An 18,841-nucleotide genomic window follows, 5' to 3' on the forward strand; every position below is an offset into this window, starting at 1 on the left:
CCCGCCTTCACGATGGGCAGGGCCGCCGAGATGCTCGGCACCACCCAGGGCTTCCTGCGCGCCATCGGCGAGGCCCGCCTCATCACCCCGCTCCGTTCCGAGGGCGGCCACCGCCGCTACTCCCGCTACCAGCTGCGCATCGCGGCCCGCGCCCGGGAACTCGTCGACCAGGGCACCCCGATCGAGGCCGCCTGCCGCATCATCGTCCTGGAAGACCAGCTCGAGGAAGCCCAGCGCATCAACGCCGAATACCGCCGCGCCGCCGAAGCGGCCGACCCGCCGACCGCGGCCTGAGACGGTGCGTGCCCGCCGGACCCCGGCGGGCTCCGCGCACACTTCAAGGGCGTTTCCTCTGGTGACACGGTGTGGGGACGTGTACCGTCCCGGTTAGCTGTCGTGGTTCGGAAGTTCCCTTGCCCATGCCTTCGGCGTGGGTTTTTTGCTGTGCTGTGCCGCAGGAACCAGGGCGATCACCTCCGTCTTCCGCATCGTGCGGGAGGCGTTCCATCGACTGGAAGGCATGTGACATGGCTACCGGAACTGTGAAGTGGTTCAACGCCGAAAAGGGCTTCGGCTTCATCGCCCAGGACGGCGGCGGCCCGGACGTCTTCGCCCACTACTCGGCGATCAACTCGACGGGCTTCCGTGAGCTCCAGGAGGGCCAGGCCGTGACGTTCGACGTCACCCAGGGCCAGAAGGGCCCCCAGGCGGAGAACATCAACCTCGCCTGATCTCCTCAGCCCGTCAGCGGAGCCCCGGGGCACCTGACGCAGGCGCACGGCCTGTTCGTGCGTCCTGTGCGCCCCAGGGCTCCGCTGACGGCGTTCTCGGGCCCGTGGAGCCCGGCGGCCCACAGCCCGCAGCCACGCTGTCCGTCCTGGCGCGGGGTCGGAGTCCGAGCTCCCCGGGTCGGAGCCGGAGCCTCCTTGGCCGAGCCCGGCCCCCCGAGCCCGAGCCCGCCGCCCCCCTGACCGGGCGACCGTCCCGGAAATTCGGGCCGTCTTCGGGCCGAACGCCCGCCGCTGTCCGGTTCAGCCGGACGGGCCCAGCCGTGCGAGATCCTCCTTCCCGCACCCCCACCCCCGACCGGAAATGGCCCCGACCAGCAAAAAGACCCTCCCGGAGGAGGGTCTGGCGCGGAGCGCCCCCGGCAGGACTCGAACCTGCGGCCAAGTGCTTAGAAGGCACCTGCTCTATCCACTGAGCTACGGGGGCCGGGTGGTGGTCGTGTGGTCAGGAGCCCCTTGTGGGTGGGGTGTGGCCTGCCGGGACAAGGATAGGGCTCCGATCACCTTGGCCCGGTTGCTTCACCTGCGTGGCACGATGTGGAGGTTCGGTGAAGCGGAACGATAATCGCAGGCAGGTGCGATTCGCGCAGCGCTTTTCGCATCGCTCGGGGCGGGTGTTGTGCACTCGTTATGCCTGAGGTTCCGGTCATCACCCCTCACTTCGGCGCGCAGGGCCGCAATAGGCTTCAAAAACACTCATAAATTGGGCATTCTTCGCATGTGGTGACCTTGGACGAACGGCCTCAGCTGATCGACGCACTCTCCGCCCTGCGCGACCGTGTCGCCGCCGTGCGTCTCCCCCTGCCCCTTCCTGACACGCCACGCGCCCGGCAGACCCGGGCCGAGTTGCTCGCCCAGCTCGACGACTACCTGGTACCGCGCCTGAAGGATCCCGACGCCCCGCTCCTCGCCGTCGTCGGCGGATCCACCGGCGCCGGGAAGTCCACCCTCGTCAACTCCCTTGTCGGACGGCGCGTCAGCGAGTCCGGCGTGCTCAGACCCACCACCCGCACACCCGTGCTCGTGTGCCACCCCGAGGACCACCACTGGTTCGCCGGAATGCGCGTCCTGCCGCAGCTCACCCGCGTCTGGCTGCCCCAGGCCGACGAGGACCACCCCGAGGAGCCCCCCGAGGAGAACGCCCTGCGCGTCGAGACGGCCTCCTCCGTGCCGCGGGGGCTCGCCCTCCTCGACGCGCCCGACATCGACTCCCTCGTCGTCGAGAACCGGCTCCTCGCCGCCGAATTGATGTGCGCTGCCGACATCTGGGTCATGGTCACCACCGCCTCCCGCTACGCCGACGCCGTGCCCTGGCACCTGCTCCGTACCGCCAAGGAGTACGACGCCACCCTCGTCACCGTCCTCGACCGTGTCCCCCACCAGGTCATCGGCGAGGTCTCCCGGCAGTACGCGGCCCTCCTCGACAAGGCGGGCCTCGGCGACGTACCCCGGTTCACCATCCCCGAGCTGCCCGAGTCCGCCGCCGGCGGCAGCGGGCTGCTGCCCGACAGCGCCGTCGCCGCCCTGCGCGGCTGGCTCGCCCACTGCGCCGAGGACCCGGCCGCCCGCCAGCAGGCCGCCGCCCGGACCGCCACCGGCGTCATCGACTCCCTCGACGCCCGGCTCCCCGAGCTGGCCGCCGCCGTCGCCGCGCAGTACGCCGCCGCCGTCCGCCTCGGCGGCGCCGTCGAAGCCGCGTACACCGAGCAGGGCAGACGCGTCCGCACCCTCCTCGGGCGCGGCGCCGTCCTCGCAGGCGACGCCCGCACCCGCTGGCGCGGCTACCCCCGCGACAGCACCGCCGACGAACTCCTCGACGCCCTCGTGGAATCCCTCGCCGCCCTCCTCCACTGCGCGGTCTCCGCCGCCGAGGAGACCGTCCACGACGCCTGGCGCCGCGAACCCGCCTCCGGCGCCCTCGGCCCCGTCCGCACCGGCGGCGACCGCGAGGCCGGGGAGCGGGTCGGTGTCGAGGTGCGGCGCTGGCGCCGCGTCCTCGAAGAGCTCGCCGAGGACGAGGTACGCGGCGTGGAGCGCCCCTCCGCCTCCCGTACGGCCGTCCCCGAGGCCGACACCGTCGCCGCGCTCCTCGCCGCCGCCCTCCTCGGCGGGCGGCGCACCCGGCCCGCGGGTGAACGCCTCGCCGAACTCCTCGGCGCCCAGGCCGCGCTCCGCCTGCGCGACAAGGGCGGCGAACTCGTCCTCTCGTGCGTCGACCGAGTCCTGCACGCCGAACGCGACCGGCTCCTCGCGCCCCTCGAAGCGCTCGACGTGACCCCCGAGCCGCAGGCGGAGCTGATCGCCGCGCTCTCCGTACTGCAGAAGGAGAAGTGACAGCGTGGATGTCGATGCGGATGTGAACACGGGTACGGGTGCCGGTGAGGGTGGGGCCGGGGAGGTGGACGCGGATGCGGGCCGCCTCCGGAAGCGCCGTCGTGGTGACCCCGGCCCGGACCCCGGCCGCGGTCGTGACGGTGACGGCGGTGCCGACGGTGACCGCGGCCGCCGTCGCTGGGACGACGGGCTGATCGCCCGACGTGCCGGTGAGCGGGGCGCCGCCGCAGGCTTCGGCGCCCACCCGGGGGAGGCGGACGCCGAGGAGGAAGACGCCCTGCCGCCCCTCGGCGGGGCCTACGGCGGTGCCCTCCGTATGCGCCTCGACGCCCTTCACGAACTCGTCGGACTCTCCCGTACGCGGGTCGAGAGCGAGGCCCTCGCCGAGGCCGGGCGGGTGCTCGACGAGGCCGCCGCCCGGCAGCGGCTCTCCTCCCGGCACACCGTGATCGCCATCGCCGGCGCCACCGGCAGCGGCAAGTCGACGCTCTTCAACGCCCTCGCCGGCGTACCCGTCTCCGAGACCGGCCTGCGCCGCCCCACCACCTCCGCGCCCATCGCCCTCAGCTGGTCCGAGGGCTCCGCCGGGCTCCTCGACCGGCTCGCCGTCCCCGGCCGGCTCCGGCGCCGGCCCCTCGCGGGCGGCGCGGCCGACACCGAACTCCAGGGGCTCGTCCTCATCGACCTGCCCGACCACGACTCGGCGGTCACCGCCCACCGCGACCAGGTCGACCGGGTCCTCGGCCTCGTCGACGCCGTCATCTGGGTCGTCGACCCCGAGAAGTACGCGGACGCCGCCCTCCACGAGCGCTACCTCCGGCCGCTCGCCGGGCATGCCGAGGTCACCTTCGTCGTCCTCAACCAGATCGACCGGCTCGGTACGGAAGCCGCCGACCTCGTCCTCGACGACCTGCGGCGCCTCCTCGACGAGGACGGCGTGGCACTCGGCGAGCACGGCGAACCCGGCGCCACCGTCCTCGCCGTCTCCGCGGCGACCGGCGACGGCGTCCCCGAACTCCGGGAACTGCTCGCGCGTTTCGTCCAGGAACGCACCGCCCCCGAACGCCGGCTCGCCGCCGACGTCGACGCCGCCGCCGTCCGGCTGCGCCCGGCGTACCTGGCCGACGGGCGGCCCGGCCTCGACGAGCGGGCCCGTGAGGCCTTCACGGACCGGCTCGCGGCCGCCGTCGGCGCCCAGGCCGCGGGCGAGGCGGCCGAACGGGTCTGGCGCCGGGGCGCCATCCGCGCCTGCGGCACCCCCTGGCTGCGGCTCTACCGCTGGTACGAGCGGATGCGCGCCCACGGCTCCACCGACCCGCGCCTCACCTCCCCGGTCGAGGAGGAACTGACGGCACGCCAGCGCGTGGAGCAGGCGGTGCGGATCGTCGCCGACGAGGCCTCGCGCGGGCTCCCCGTCCCCTGGGCGCAGGCCGTGCGCGAGGCGGCGGCCCGCGGGGCGGAGGGACTGCCCGAGGCCCTGGACGAGCTGACGGTCACCGTCGGGGACCCGTCGGCCCGCCCGCCCCGGCCCGCCTGGTGGCCCGCGGCCGTCCTCGCCCAGGTCGTGATGACCCTCCTGCAGATCTTCGGCGCGCTGTGGCTGGTGGCCCAGATCGTCGGCGTCGTCGAACCGGGGCTGCTCCCGCCGGTCCTCGTGATGCTCGCCGGCATCATCGGCGGACCGTTGGTCGAATGGGCTTGCGAGGGCGCGGTGAAGGGTCCCGCCAAGCGGTACGGGCAGGAAGCCGAGCGGCGCCTGCGGGAGGCGGCGGCGGCCTGCGGCCGGGCCCGGGTGCTCGACCCGGTGGCGGCGGAGCTGATGCGCTACCGGGAGGTGCGCGAGCAGTACGCGACGGTCGCGGGCGCCCGGTCCTCGGCGCGGATCGTCGGCGGGAGCCGCATGGGCGCGAACCGGCTGGGTGCGACGCGGGCGGGTGTACGGGGGAGGTGAGGGCGGCCGTGTGCCGGCGGGGTTCCGGTCCCCCTCCCGGGTGAGGCGGTTGTCCCCAGCCGCGCGGCTGTCCACAGGCGCGGGCGGGAACTCCCCGCCTGTCCCACCCTGGTGGTGACCGAGAGAAACACAGAGGTTGGGGGCGGGACCATGAACGACACGACCGTGACGCTCGTCGGCAATGTGGCGACGGCGGTGGAGTACCGGGACACGGCGACCGGCGGGGTGGCCAGGTTCCGCTTCGCGGTGACGGCCCGCCGCTGGGACCGGGAGCGGGGGCTCTGGTCCGACGGGAACACCAGCTTCTACACGGTGTCGGCCTGGCGGTCGCTCGGGGCCAATCTCGCGGCCTCGGTCTCCGTGGGGGAGCCGCTCGTGGTGCACGGCCGGCTGAGGGTCCGTGAGGACGAGCGCGACGGACAGCGCAAGACCTTCGTGGACGTGGACGCGCTGGCCGTGGGCCACGATCTGACGCGGGGTACGGCGGCCTTCCGGCGCGCGGTGCGTACGGAGTCCAGGCAGCGGACGGAACAAGCGGAGGGGCTGGTTCCAGCGCCGGAGCGGGACCCGTGGACGGAGGCCGCGGCGGCGGCGATGGAGGAGGCGGTGGCGGCCGCCGCAGGGGAGATGAGCGTGGCAGGGGGGTCCACGGAGCGGTCCGAGGGGTCCGCGGAGCGGTCCGCCGAGGGTTCGGCGCTGTTGGTGACCGTGCCCTGACCTTGTGTCATAGCGATTTGTCGACCAACTCGCCGTGGGTGATAACGATTCCGAGTCGGAATGGTTATCTGAACGTATGGCCGGGCACCGGGGGCTTCCGCATCCCTAGGATTCGCGGGTACTCATGTGGCACATGAGCCCATCGGGTCTGTGAATCTGCTGGCGTGCGCTCCCCCCACGCGAAAGTGACTGTGTTCGCGGAGCGACTCGCCCGGAGGGGAATGCAATGTTTTCAGTTCGAGGGCGCGGCGCTGCCCGCCTTGCCGCTGCGACCCTGGTCTCCGGCCTCGTCGCGGTCGGATCGATCGCGACCGCCGGTCCGGCGCTCGCCGATGACGCCGCGCCGGGTTCCGGTGGCGTCATGGCGAAGCTCCACGGCATGACCGAGGACGCCGCCGACGTCGAGATCACCGAGAAGAACGGTGACAAGTGGTCGGTCGGCGGCGGTCTGTTCAAGATGGAGGTGGACGGCGGGGGCACTCTCTTCACCTACTGCATCGACCTCCGCACCGGAGCGAAGGAAGACTTCGACTACAAGGAAGTCGGCTGGGACGAATCCTCCCTGCACGACAACGGGAACGCGGGCAAGATCCTCTGGATCCTGGAGAACGCCTACCCGAAGCTCTCCGCCGAGGCCCTCGGCGGCAAGCTGGACGTCGACCTCTCCAAGAAGGAGGCCGCGGCGGGCACGCAGGCCGCCATCTGGACCCTCTCCGACGACGTCACCGCGACGCCGAAGGACGAGGACGCCCAGAAGCTGACGGCGTACCTGCTCGAGAAGGCCGTCCAGCTCGACGAGCCGACCGCCTCCCTCAGCGTCTCCCCGGCCACCATCGCCGGTAAGGCCGGAAGCAAGCTCGGCCCGATCAGCGTCGACACCACCGCCGCGACCGCCAAGGTCTCGCTGGCCCCCGGTGCCCCTGCGGGCGTCACGGTCGTCGACAAGGACGGCAAGCCCGTCACCGAGGTCGCCAAGGGCAAGACCGAGGTCTTCTTCGACGTTCCCGCCGGCACCGCCGACGGCGCCGCCGAGCTGACCGCCGCGGCCACCACCAAGGTCTCCCTGGGCCGCGCTTTCGTCTCCGTCGACGGCCCGTCCCAGACCCTGATCCTGGCCGGCTCCAGCGAGTCGACCGTCACCGGCAAGGCGTCCGCGACCTGGGCGAAGCAGGGTGCTGTCCCGGCCGTCACGGTCGCCAAGGACTGCGCCAAGGGTGGCCTGGAGGTCATCGCGTCCAACAAGGGCGACGAGGCCTGGACCTTCGACCTGAAGGGCACCTCGCACACCATCGCCCCGGGCGAGACCAAGACCATCACGGTCCCGCTCGCCGAGGACGAGGCGTACAAGTTCACGGTCACCGGCCCGAACTTCGAGGAGACCTTCGAGGGCGTCCTGGACTGCGAGACGGCCACCCCCGGCACGAAGCCGTCCGAGAACCCCACCACGGAGCCCTCGGCCGAGCCCACCCCGTCGACCTCTCCGTCGACCTCCACCGGTACCACCGGTGACACCACGGGCGGCACCACCGGTACCACCGGCACCACCACCGGTGGCGGCGACCTCGCCGAGACCGGCAGCTCCAACGCCACCCCGATGATCGCGGGCATCGCCTTCGCGCTCGTCGTGATCGGCGGCGGCGCGGTGTTCTTCCTCCGCAAGAAGAAGACCGCCGGCGCCTGAGTCCGGGCCCCCGGTGCCGGCCCCGTCGGCACCGGGACACCGCCTGACCCCACCGGGTGATCCGCGTCACACCGGACCCGCCCCGTGACCCCGCACGACCCCGGACCGCATCCGCGCCCGGGGTCGTCGCACGTCCGGGCCCCGTTCCGTCCCCGTTGCGCCCGTACCGCCCGGTACGGGCCCGTCCCCCTACCGACCGGTACGCCCTCGCCGCGACCCCCTCCGAGCCCCCGCCCCCGCCTTACCGGTTTCCGCCCGGGGGTGGCGGTCAGGCAAGATGGGGTGTATCTGCCCACTCACTTCTGCCGGACGGTTTCTCTTGGCTGAGTACATCTACACGATGCGCAAGACGCGCAAGGCGCACGGCGACAAGGTCATCCTCGATGACGTGACGCTGAGCTTCCTGCCGGGTGCGAAGATCGGTGTGGTCGGCCCGAACGGTGCCGGAAAGTCCACCGTTCTGAAGATCATGGCGGGCCTTGAGCAGCCGTCCAACGGTGACGCGTTCCTGTCGCCCGGCTACAGCGTCGGCATCCTCATGCAGGAGCCGAAGCTGGACGAGAGCAAGACGGTCCTGGAGAACGTCCAGGACGGTGCCGCCGAGATCATGGGCAAGCTCAAGCGCTTCAACGAGGTCGCCGAGCTCATGGCGACCGACTACTCGGACGCGCTGATGGACGAGATGGGCAAGCTCCAGGAAGACCTGGACCACGCCAACGCCTGGGACCTCGACGCGCAGCTGGAGCAGGCCATGGACGCCCTGGGCTGCCCGCCCGGCGACTGGCCGGTCACCAACCTCTCCGGTGGTGAGAAGCGCCGTGTCGCGCTCTGCAAGCTGCTGATCGAGGCCCCGGACCTGCTCCTCCTCGACGAGCCCACCAACCACCTCGACGCCGAGTCGGTGAACTGGCTGGAGCAGCACCTCTCGAAGTACGCGGGCGCCGTCGTCGCCGTCACGCACGACCGGTACTTCCTGAACAACGTCGCCGAGTGGATCCTCGAACTCGACCGCGGCCGCGCGATCCCCTACGAGGGCAACTACTCCACGTACCTGGAGAAGAAGGCCACCCGTCTCAAGGTCGAGGGCCGCAAGGACGAGAAGCGCGCCAAGCGCCTCAAGGAGGAGCTGGAGTGGGTCCGGTCCAACGCCAAGGGCCGTCAGACCAAGTCCAAGGCCCGTCTCGCTCGCTACGAGGAGATGGCCGCCGAGGCCGACAAGATGCGGAAGCTGGACTTCGAGGAGATCCAGATCCCGCCGGGCCCGCGCCTGGGCTCCATCGTCGTCGAGGTCGAGAACCTCTCCAAGGCCTTCGGCGACAAGGTCCTCGTCGACGACCTGTCCTTCACCCTGCCCCGTAACGGCATCGTCGGCATCATCGGCCCGAACGGTGCCGGCAAGACGACGCTGTTCAAGATGATCCAGGGCCTCGAGGCCCCGGACTCGGGCTCGGTCAAGATCGGCGACACGGTCAAGATCAGCTACGTCGACCAGACCCGCGCCAACATCGACCCCAAGAAGACCCTCTGGGCCGTCGTGTCGGACGAGCTGGACTACATCAACGTCGGCCAGGTCGAGATGCCGTCCCGCGCGTACGTCAGCGCCTTCGGCTTCAAGGGGCCGGACCAGCAGAAGCCCGCCGGTGTCCTCTCCGGTGGTGAGCGCAACCGCCTGAACCTGGCGCTCACGCTCAAGGAGGGCGGCAACCTGCTGCTCCTCGACGAGCCCACCAACGACCTCGACGTCGAGACGCTGTCCTCGCTGGAGAACGCGCTCCTGGAGTTCCCCGGCGCGGCCGTGGTCATCTCCCACGACCGCTGGTTCCTGGACAGGGTCGCCACGCACATCCTGGCGTACGAGGGCGACTCGAAGTGGTACTGGTTCGAGGGCAACTTCGAGTCCTACGAGAAGAACAAGATCGAGCGCCTCGGCCCGGACGCGGCCCGTCCGCACCGCGCCACGTACAAGAAGCTGACCCGAGGCTGAGGTCAGTGACCAGGCACATCTACAGCTGTCCCCTGCGCTGGTCGGACATGGACGCCTTCGGGCACGTCAACAACGTCGTCTTCCTGCGGTACCTGGAAGAGGCGCGGATCGACTTCATGTTCCGGCTGGCGCCGGGGGACGGTTCCCCCTCGTTCTCCGGCGGGTCCGTCGTGGCCCGGCACGAGATCGACTACCTGCGACCCCTCGTCCACCGGCACGCGCCGGTGACGGTCGAGTCCTGGGTGACGAAGATCGGGGCGGCTTCGCTGACGATCGCGTACGAGATCAAGGACCCCGACGTCACGTACGTACGGGCGTCCACGGTCGTCGTGCCCTTCGACCTGGAGGCACAGCGGCCCCGGCGCATCACCGCCGAGGAGCGCAGCTTCCTGGAGGAGTACGTGGACGACGGGATGACGTCCGCCCCATGAGCGTGCTCGCTCCGCTGCACTTCGACGACGCCAGGGAGGCGGCGGCCCTCGCCGCCTTCCTGACCCGACTCGTCCACTACGACCGGGCCGCAGCCGTCCGCCTCCAGGCCGGCGGCGGGGCGTTGGCCGTCTTCGGACGGCCCGCGTCCTTCGAGGTACTCGCGATCCGTACGGCCCGTCTCGTCGACGCGGTCGAGGTCGACGTGACCGTCTCCGCCGGTGAACTCCTCGAAGGAATCGAGGAGTCGGCGGGCAAGGCGGTCGTCCCGGCCTCCGTGACCGGGCCGTCCTGGGCGGGCGTGCTCCCGCCGCGCACCGGCTGGGCGCCGGTCGCCGGGCTGCCGGACGCCGCGGAGATGCGGGGCGCGGTCGCCGCCGCCGTCGCCGAGTTCCGCGCGCGGGACGAGCGGCTGCCCGAGGAGTCGCGGACCAGGGCCGAGCGCGACCGCGTCGGCCGCGAGATCTGGTCCCGGACCCTCGGCCCCACCGGGCTGCCGCTCCGGGCCGTGCACGCCGCCCAGTCACTGGGCTTCCTGCCGCCCACACCGGAGCCGACGCCGGTCGCGCTGTTCGCCTCCGGCCCGTGGCTCAGACTCCGCACCCCGTACGGCTCGATCGCCCTGCGCACCGCACCGATGTCCCTGTCGGTCGCGCCCCGTTGACCGGCGGGGACAGCGGGGCCTCCGCGCCCCGCCCGTAGGGGCCGCCGCCGAAGCCGCCCGGCAGCGCGACGTGCACCCGCCGCGCGGGAACGTCGATTGGCATCCCATCGCCCTCCACGAGAGGCGCGGCCTCACCAGCGCGGCCGGACTCATGCCGCCGGACGGCCCCGCCGGCTGAACCGCCTCGCCCCCGCGGTGGCGGCGGCCAGCAGCAGCATGGCCAGGACCGCCTGCCGCAGCGGCGAGCTGGAACCCTCGAGAGCCGGAGCCACCCGCTGCCGGGGGTCGTAGGCCACCCGCACCTCCCCGCCGTCCGGCGCGGCCCGGTGGGCCTCCGTGACGGTCGACGGGTAGCCGCCCGGGCAGCGCAGGGTGTGGTGGTACACCACTGTCGTGGCGCCGCCCTCGCCGACCTGGGTCCGCTCCTCCTCGCGGACCTCCACCACGACACACGCGGCGACCGCGCCCCGCGACGCCGCCTGATCCGCGGCGGCCACGGTCAGCAGCAGCCCGCCGACCAGCGCGAGTGCGCCGAAGAGGCCCATGGCCCCGTCGACGAGCAGGAAGTACGCCACGGCCGCCGCGAGGATCGCCGCCCCGCCGACCGATATCGCGACCGTGGTGGACGGCGCGCTCGCGCCTCCGAAGCACCAGGCCGACCAGGCGTAGAGCGCGGCCGCGCAGACCGCGGGCAGGGCCACGACACCCCAGGCCCGAATGTTCTCCGACGACTCCGACGACTCCGACGACTCCGTCGATGACATGGACATCACCCCGGGAGTGGGACGTCCGCCGCCGCTCCGCGGTTTCACCCGGCCCCGGACCCAGGCCCGCACCTGGACCCGGCCCCACGCCCGCGCCTGGACCCGGCCCCGCGCCCGTACCCGGACCCGGCCCCGTGCCCGCGCCTGGACCCGACCCCGCGCCCGTACCCGGACCCGGCCCCGCGCCCGCGCCTGGACCCGGCCCCCGCCCGTACCCGGACCGGCGCCCGAACCGGACCCGGGGCCCGGACCCGCCCCCGAACCGGACCCGGGGCTCGGACCCGGACCCTCCCGGTCCCCCTCAGCCCTCCGTGCCGTCCGGCCACACCCCGATGTGGTCCTGCTCGAGTTCCAGTGCCACCCGGTGCTCCATCCCGAGCGCCCGCGTGTACTCCGCCGGCAGCTGGAGCCGGCCCGCGCGGTCGAGCATCGCGTACTCCCGGGCCACCAGCGACTCCTGGCCCTGCTCGTCGACCTCCGTGCGGCGCAGCACCTCCGAGGAGGTGCGGCCGTCGCGGATGGCGACCGTGCGCCGTACCTCGGAGGCGACGGCCTGGTCGTGGGTGACGATCACGATCGTCGTGCCCAGTTCGTCGTTGGCGCGGCGGAAGGCCGCGAAGACCTGCTCACCGGTGGCCGAGTCCAGCTCGCCCGTCGGCTCGTCGGCGAGGAGCACGGACGGGTTGTTGGCGAGGGCGACCGCGATCGCCACCCGCTGCTGCTGGCCGCCGGACAGCTGGTGGGGCCGCCGGTCCCGGGCCTCCGCGATGCCCAGCATCGCGAGGAGCTCCTCGGCCCGCCGCGCCTTCTGCTTGGACCGGCCCCGCAACTGCATCGGGAGGGCCACGTTCTGTGCTGCCGTCAGATACGGCAGCAGGTTGCGGGCGGTCTGCTGCCAGACGAAGCCGACGACCTCGCGCCGGTACCGCAGCCGCGCCTTGCCGTCCATCGCGAGCAGGTCACACCCGGCGACCCGGGCCGCGCCGGCGGTCGGCACGTCAAGGCCCGCCAGGATGTTCATGAGCGTCGACTTGCCCGACCCGGAGGCGCCGACGAGGGCCATCAGTTCGCCCTCCTTGACGAGCAGGTCGAGCCCCTGGAGGGCCTGCACCTCCACCCCGTCCGTGGTGAAGATCCGGACCAGCCGGTCGCAGGCGATGAGCGCGTCATGACCGTACGAGGGCCGGTCGCGCCGCGCGGTGACCCGCCGCTCCAGCTCTTCGAGGGTGGTGTCCGAAGCGGCGCTGGGGATCGTCCCGGTCTTCGTCATCGTGCGTCTCCTGCCCTGAGTTCCTTGATCGAGCTCTTCCGCCCCGCCCACCAGGCCTGTCCGGCCGTCGCCGCCGCCGTCAGGACGACCACCGCGAGCGCCGGCACCACCAGCGACCACGGGTCCGCCCGCAGCGGCGCACCGGCCGGCAGGGCGAACCCGGGCGTCGTCGCGAGCGCGAGCCGGAACAGGTCGATGCCCGGCGCGAGCAGCGGCACCGTCGCCCAGCCGGCCAGCGTCCCGCCCAGCGCCGCCAGGACCGCCTGCGGCACCGCTTCGAGTCCCAGCAGCCGCCGCCCCTGCTTCCGGGTCAGCCCCATCGTCCGCAGCCGCGCGAGGAGCGTCGTCCGCTCCGGCGCGCTCTGCATCAGGGAGAGCAGCACGGCCACCACGGCGAACCCGGCGCCCACCCCGATCGCCCCCAGGTACATCCGCTCGGCCCCCGACTGGAGCGGCGAGTCCACGTAGCCCGCCCGCTCCTCGGTGCGCGTCGACACCAGGAGCGCGTCGGACCTCGCCTCCACGGCGGCCCGCAGCGCGGCCCCGTCCTCCGGGCCCGTGACGAGCAGTGTCGTCGGGGTCCGGTGGGTGAGGTCGGCGGCGTTGACGAGGAGGAAGTCGGCGCCGGGCAGCGCCGGGGTCACCGCCCGGACGGCCACCACTTTCACGTGGAACACGCCGGCGGCCGCCACGATCTCCTGAGGCGCCGTGCCGAGCCGTTCGGCGACCGAGGGCGAGGCGATCGCGGGCAGCACCCGCTCGGTGTCCGCCACGGCCTCCTTGCCGCCCTTCCCCGTCGACGCCAGCAGCCCCGCCGGGAACGGGCCGAACCCCGTGCGCTCCGTGTGCCGGGTGTACGAGCCGGGTTCGACGCCCACGAGCGTGCCGCTCATCGGCCGGACGGAGGTCCCCTGCCGGGACGGCAGGGACACCCCGTACTCGATCTGCAGCGGGGCCACGTCCCGTACCCCCGCCGTACCGCGCACCGCATCGGTCAGGCCGGCCGGCAGCGCGGTCCACTCCACCGAGCCGTCGATCCGGGCGTCCGCGCCGGTCGCCAGGAGCGCGGCCCGGTCGCGGGCGTCGGCGACGCCTGCCAGGACCGAGCCGCCGAAAGCCGCCGTCGTCAGCGCCAGCACGAGCGCGAGCAGCGGGAGCGTCCCGGCGGAGGACGAGCGCCCGGCGCGCGCCAGGGCCAGCGGGCCGACCGCCCCGCGCAGCCGGCGGGCCGGCCGGCCCAGCCACCGCAGCGGCAGCGGATGGATCCGTACGAGCAGCGAGGCGGCGATCAGGCCGACGAGCACCGGCGCGGCGCTCACCAGATGGTCGCCGGAGTCGCCGGTTCCGCGCAGTCGCAGGGAGGCGACCGCGCCCACGGCGAGGACGAGCGCGGTGAGTTCGGCGACCGTACGGCGCCGGGAGGGGCGCGCGGTGAGCAGGTCGTCGCGTCCGCCGTGCAGGCGCGGCCGGCGGTGCAGGACGACCGCCCGCAGCGGCAGGACGAGCATCGCGAGCAGGGCGACGGCCGAGGCGGCGAGCAGGGAGGGGCCGAGGGGGATTCCGCCCGACCCGCCGGGCGCCCGTACCGTCACCACCGCGAGGACCAGGGCGAGCGCGGCGGCCGGTACGGCGACCGCCGAGGTCTCGCCGAGGAGCCGCAGACCGATGCCGGTCAGGGAGGCGCCACGGGAGCGGAGCAGCGCCAGTTCGCCGTCGCGGCGGGCGACGAACAGCCCGCCCGTCATGGCGAGGACGACCGCCGCGACGGCGCCGATCCCGAAGACGGCGACGGCGACGACCGGACCGATGGCCTCGCGCATCGAACCGTACGCGTCGACGATTCCGTCGAGTTCGGTGGTCAGGGCCCCCGTGGGTCCCACCACCTTGCGCATCCCGACCAGGCCGGGACCGCCGGCCGCCGAGTCGAGCGCGGCGGCGAACCGGCCGGTGTCCCGGCCGGTGAGATGGTCGGACGTGGGCGCGAACCGGAAGAAGACCTCCAGGTCGTTGGTGAGGGAGAGCACGGCGGCCGCGGACGCGGGGGAGAGGAGCAGCGCCCCCTGCCAGTAGTGCTTCACCTCGCCGCCGGCGACCAGCGGGGCGAGCGCGGGGGTGCGCAGGAGCGGCTCCACCGCCCAGTACGACGACTCGGGGCCGCGCGGCTCCACGATCCCGGTGACCGTCACGGCGAGCGGCGCCGTGCCGGACTTGTCCGGCAGGTGCACGACGGAGCCGGGCTTCAGGCGCAGGGCGGCCGCGGTCTCCGCGGTCACCACCGCTTCCGGTGCGCGGGGCGTACCCGCGGCGAGCCTGCCCTCGTGCAGCGTGGCGTGCTCGGTGAGGGAGGACGGGGAGGAGAGCACGAACTCCGGGGCCACGCCGTCGGGCCGGGGCAGCCAGGGGTCGGTCCCCTCGACCCGCCTGACCGTACGGACTCCGTGGGCGCTCTGCCCCGGGTCGGTGCGGATCGGCTCGGGGAACAGGGCACGCACCTCGTCCCGCTGCCTCCGCAGGACCCCGGGGGCCAGGCTCGCCTCGGTCGTGGACAGGGCGAGCGGGTTGGTGAGTTCGAGGACGGTGGCGCGGGGTGCGGCGGCCCGGACGTCGTGCCGCAGCCCCTCGGTCTCGTACGCGTCCACCGCGCGCGGCAGCGCGGCCGCCAGGTAGGCGGTGACCAGGACGAGGAGGGCGAGGGTGGCGGCGGCCCAGGGAGCGGTCCGCAGCCGGGTCCGCACCCAGGGCGCCACGGCGCGGGCGGGCTTGTCGGACCGGGACCGGGGCATGTCGGGAGCCTTCCTGGGTACGGCGGGGACGTCCGGGTTCTCCGCGGTTCCGGGGTCCTTCCGGTGTACGGCGGGGACGTCCGGGTTCTCTCCGGTTCCGGCGGACATCAGTTGTCCCCCTGGTGGCGCAGGGTCACGGCCGGGTCCGTGCGGCGCAGGGCGATCACGGCGACCATGGCGAGCGGCAGCGCGGCGACGCCGGCGAGCAGCAGGGCGACGTGGCCGAGGGGCAGTTCGACCAGGACCGGGGGGACGGGGCGGGCTGCCTGCCCGGTCAGGACGACCAGCGGGACGACGGCGCGGGCCAGGACGGCGCCGAGTCCGATGCCGACGAGCAGGCCGATGCCGATGAGCAGTCCCTGTTCCGCGGCGACGAGGCGGGCGAGGCGGCGGCGTGGCGCGCCGAGCGCCCGCAGCACCCCGAACTCGGCGGACCGTTCCCGCATCGCGCCGGCCGAGCCGACCGCGAAGCCGACGGCGGCGAGCGCGGCCGCGGCGGCGGCGACCGCCATCAGGGCGGCGTTGGGGCCCGCGCCGAGCGGGTCGCCGAGCAGTTCGGCGGCGATCTCGTCGCGTACGAGGACCTGGGCGAGGTCCGCGTCGGACCGGGTGCGCAGGGCGGTGGCGACCTCGTCCGCCCGGCCGGGCGCGACGGTCAGCCACCATTCGGTGGGCGGGACGGTCGAGGCCGTGCCGGTGGCCAGGTACTGGTTGACGGCCGCCAGATCGAGGAGAACCGTTCCGCCGTCCTCGGGGGTGGCGTCGGGGGTGAGGGCGGAGGCCGCCCGGGCGCCCGGGCCGGTGGTGGGCAGCTCGTCGACGACGTGGGAGACGGTGACGCCGACGCCACGGCCGCCTACGGCGACCTCGATCTCGTCGCCGGGCCCGGCCCCGGTCGCCTTCATGAAGGCCCCGGTGGCCACGGCGTACAGCCGGTCGGGCGCCTTCGGGCCGGGGGCGGTCATCCGCAGGGTGAACTCCTCGGGCCCCCGGTGGCTTCCGGCGGGCGTGCCGGGGACGGCGGTCGAGACGGTGTACGGGGCGGGGCGGCCGCCGGGGCCGGGGGCGCCGGGGACGCCGGACGTGGGGCCCCCGCCCTCGGCTGTGCCCCCGGTCTGCTCGGAGAGGTGCGTCCAGGCGGCGAGGACCCGCCCGGGGGCGTGGACCTGCTCGCCGCCGTCGGCGCGGACGACGCCGAACCGCTCGGCGCGGAGGACCTGCGTGCCCTTCGCGCCGTCGACGAAACGGCCGCCGAACTCCAGCCCCGTCAGGGTGAGCAGGCCGCCGGAGCCGCGCCTCGCGTCGGTGCCCGGTACGGCGGTCCGGGCGCCGAGGTCCAGGGTCAGCCGGTACGTCCGGCCGTCGGAGGGCACCGATCCCATGGTCCGCCGGTACGGGACGCCGCTCGGGTCCTCCAGGACGGCCGTCACCCGGGCGGCGCCGGTCGGTCCGGCGAACCGCAGGTCGACGGTGAGCGCCCGGGTGCCTGCCGGCAGCGCCAGACCGGGGCGGGTCGTCGCCCGGGGAGCGAGCGGGGCGAGGAGGGAGCGGACGGGGACGTCGGCGAGGTCGGGGCGTAGCAGCAGCGCATCGGCGGCGTTGCGGATGTCGACGGCCAGGACGGTCGCGTTCCTCCCGGCCACGTCCATGGTGGTGCGGTGCACCGGGGCCACCGCGCGGACCCCGGGGACGGCGCCCAACTGCTCGGTCCTGGTGGGTTCACCCGGGCCCGCGCCGAGGACACGGACGGCCGCACCGGCCTGGAAGTCGGCCTGGTCGCGCTGCGAACGCTCCCACGACCCGCTCTGCCCGATGGCGAGCATGCCCATCGCCACCGCGAGGACCAGGAGGAGGACCGGACCCGCACCCCGCAGCGGCCGCCGGCTGAACTGCCAGCCGGCGAGCGCGGCGGAGAGACCGCGCCCGCCCGCCGCCCGCCGCTCGGCCAGCTTCGCGACGGGCGGCAGCAGCCGCAGGGTCAGGACGGTGCCGGCGAGCAGGGCGAGGGCGGGAGCGGCGACGAGCACCGGATCGACGGAACCCCCGCCGGACCCCTCCGCACCGAGGGTGTCGCCGGCGGCCGAGGGGCGCTGCAACTGCCAGTACGCGACGGCGGCGACGGCGAGCAGACCGAGATCTGCCCCGGCACGCACGGGACCGGGCAGCGACGCCGGGCGGGCCTTGCGCAGCGGGACGACGGAACCGTCCCCTGCGGCGAGCGCGGGGGCGACGACGGCTCCCGCGCAGCACAGGGCCACGGCGGCGGAGACCAGCCACACCTGGAGCGAGGGGGTCGTGTCCAGCCGGACGCCGAGGGAGGACAGCGCCGACCGCTCGGCGAAGAGCCGGGTCAGCGGCCCCGAGAGGAGCGGGGCGGCGAGCGCCGCGGGCAGCGCGAGCAGCAGTGCCTCGGCGGCGGCGAGACCGGCGATCCGGCGCCGCGAACCGCCGCGGGCCCGCAGCAGCGCGGTCTCCCCCGAACGCTCGGTGCTGAGCAGCCGGGCGACGAGCAGCAGCGCGTACGCGGCGAGCAGCACCAGCTGGACGGCGACGATCAGCAGGGTGGAACGGGAGACGAGCAGGGACCGCTGGGTCTGCTCCAGGACGGTCGGCAGCGCGGTGGACGCGGAGATCGTCGTACCGAACCGGTCGGAGGCGTCGGCCAGCGCCTTGGGGCCCTCGGTCGCCGTGGCGCGCAGCGCGTCGATGCGGTCGGTGGTGAGGCCGGTGAAGTCGGCGGAGCCGAGCCAGGACGTGTCGCCGGAGCTCAGCGCCCCGGAGGCGAGTACCGCCGGGTCGGCGAGGAGCGGCCCGTACGTCGTGAAGGCGACGGTCCGTACCCCGCGGCCGCCGGCCAGGTCCAGCTGCCAGTACGGGTCACCGGTGTCGACGGGCCGGTAGACGCCGGTGATCCGGGTCCGCACCCGCCGGTCGTCGAACCGGTCGCTCAGATCGAGAACGGTCCCGGGGCCGACCCGCAACCGCCGGGCCGCCTCCTCGGGCAGCGCCGTCTCGACCACGCCGGCCGTCCGGGTGGCGGAGGGCCAGGCGCCGCGCACGAGGGAGAGTTTCGAACGGTCGAGCGCGGCGAAGTGGGTCAGGTCGGGGTCGCCCTCACGGGCGGCGGACGCCTGGGGACCGCGGGGCAGCGCGTACGGACCGGAGCGTTCGAGCCGCCGTACGGTCACGGGCAGCCCGTCGAAGGTCGCCCGCATCCCCTCCCGGACCGCTTCCTCCGCCCCGGCCCGCTGCTCGGCCGGTATCTGCCCCCTCACCAGCAGCGAGGCGGCGGCCGCGGACCGGCCCCGCAGCCCGGCCTGGAGCGCCGCGTCCCCGATGGCCCCGGAGAACGAGGCGAGGGTGGCGAGCACCGAGGTGGTCAGGAGCACGGCGAGCACTGCCGCGGCGAGCAACAGCCGGTGTGCCCTGACGCGCAGGAATACGAACCCCGTCACCCATCCCCCTGGCCACCCTGA

At 74.1% G+C, this 18,841-nt stretch carries 13 protein-coding genes and 1 tRNA gene; 9 read left to right on the top strand and 5 right to left on the bottom strand.

The genetic code is table 11. From position 1 onward, the window contains the following. Positions 1 to 294, top strand: a 294-nt coding sequence (locus ACFWV2_RS30640; RefSeq protein WP_384409906.1) for a MerR family transcriptional regulator, incomplete at its 5' end; no start/stop codon positions are given. A gap of 233 nt (positions 295 to 527) precedes the next feature. After that, entirely contained in the window at positions 528 to 731 is a 204-nt protein-coding gene (locus ACFWV2_RS30645) for a cold-shock protein (protein ID WP_030052720.1), read from the top strand. A gap of 411 nt (positions 732 to 1,142) precedes the next feature. On the opposite strand, the gene ACFWV2_RS30650 is transcribed toward ACFWV2_RS30645, so the two are convergent. Continuing rightward, positions 1,143 to 1,215: transfer RNA gene (locus ACFWV2_RS30650), tRNA-Arg, on the bottom strand. A gap of 302 nt (positions 1,216 to 1,517) precedes the next feature. On the opposite strand from ACFWV2_RS30650, the gene ACFWV2_RS30655 reads away from it, so the two are divergent. The 7 genes from ACFWV2_RS30655 (at position 1,518) to ACFWV2_RS30685 (ending at position 10,548) form a co-directional block, all read left to right on the top strand. Next, entirely contained in the window at positions 1,518 to 3,122 is a 1,605-nt protein-coding gene (locus tag ACFWV2_RS30655) for a dynamin family protein (RefSeq protein ID WP_384409966.1), read from the top strand. Between the two features lie 316 nt (positions 3,123 to 3,438). After that, a complete protein-coding gene (locus ACFWV2_RS30660) occupies positions 3,439 to 5,073 on the top strand; it encodes a GTPase (RefSeq protein ID WP_384409969.1) in 1,635 nt (544 codons plus the stop codon). Positions 5,074 to 5,223: 150 nt separating this feature from the next. Next, positions 5,224 to 5,790, top strand: a complete 567-nt coding sequence (locus ACFWV2_RS30665) for a single-stranded DNA-binding protein (RefSeq protein ID WP_384409909.1) — start codon at positions 5,224 to 5,226, stop codon at positions 5,788 to 5,790. 226 nt (positions 5,791 to 6,016) lie between these two features. After that, positions 6,017 to 7,471, top strand: coding sequence for an LAETG motif-containing sortase-dependent surface protein (locus ACFWV2_RS30670; protein WP_384409911.1), 1,455 nt, complete (start codon positions 6,017 to 6,019; stop codon positions 7,469 to 7,471). Between the two features lie 319 nt (positions 7,472 to 7,790). After that, positions 7,791 to 9,455, top strand: coding sequence for an energy-dependent translational throttle protein EttA (gene ettA / locus ACFWV2_RS30675; protein WP_360784416.1), 1,665 nt, complete (start codon positions 7,791 to 7,793; stop codon positions 9,453 to 9,455). Positions 9,456 to 9,460: 5 nt separating this feature from the next. Further along, on the top strand, positions 9,461 to 9,886 hold the full coding sequence (locus ACFWV2_RS30680; RefSeq protein WP_360784414.1) for a thioesterase family protein: 426 nt from the start codon (positions 9,461 to 9,463) through the stop codon (positions 9,884 to 9,886). Next, entirely contained in the window at positions 9,883 to 10,548 is a 666-nt protein-coding gene (locus tag ACFWV2_RS30685) for a hypothetical protein (RefSeq protein WP_384409914.1), read from the top strand. The genes ACFWV2_RS30680 and ACFWV2_RS30685 overlap by 4 nt, the downstream gene beginning before the upstream one ends. A 149-nt stretch (positions 10,549 to 10,697) precedes the next feature. Here ACFWV2_RS30685 and ACFWV2_RS30690 read toward each other — a convergent pair whose 3' ends face one another. From ACFWV2_RS30690 to ACFWV2_RS30705, 4 genes are all read right to left on the bottom strand, one after another. Next, entirely contained in the window at positions 10,698 to 11,312 is a 615-nt protein-coding gene (locus ACFWV2_RS30690; RefSeq protein WP_384409915.1) for a hypothetical protein, read from the bottom strand. Between the two features lie 301 nt (positions 11,313 to 11,613). Further along, a complete protein-coding gene (locus ACFWV2_RS30695) occupies positions 11,614 to 12,582 on the bottom strand; it encodes an ABC transporter ATP-binding protein (protein ID WP_384409917.1) in 969 nt (322 codons plus the stop codon). Continuing rightward, positions 12,579 to 15,365 carry an FtsX-like permease family protein gene (locus tag ACFWV2_RS30700; protein ID WP_384409972.1) on the bottom strand — a complete coding sequence of 929 codons (2,787 nt, stop codon included), beginning with the start codon at positions 15,363 to 15,365 and terminating at the stop codon, positions 12,579 to 12,581. The genes ACFWV2_RS30695 and ACFWV2_RS30700 overlap by 4 nt, the downstream gene beginning before the upstream one ends. A gap of 107 nt (positions 15,366 to 15,472) precedes the next feature. Then, on the bottom strand, positions 15,473 to 18,820 hold the full coding sequence (locus ACFWV2_RS30705; protein ID WP_384409919.1) for an FtsX-like permease family protein: 3,348 nt from the start codon (positions 18,818 to 18,820) through the stop codon (positions 15,473 to 15,475). Positions 18,821 to 18,841 lie beyond the last annotated feature (21 nt).

Source organism: Streptomyces sp. NPDC058671 (genome assembly GCF_042716475.1).
Taxonomy (GTDB): Bacteria; Actinomycetota; Actinomycetes; order Streptomycetales; family Streptomycetaceae; genus Streptomyces.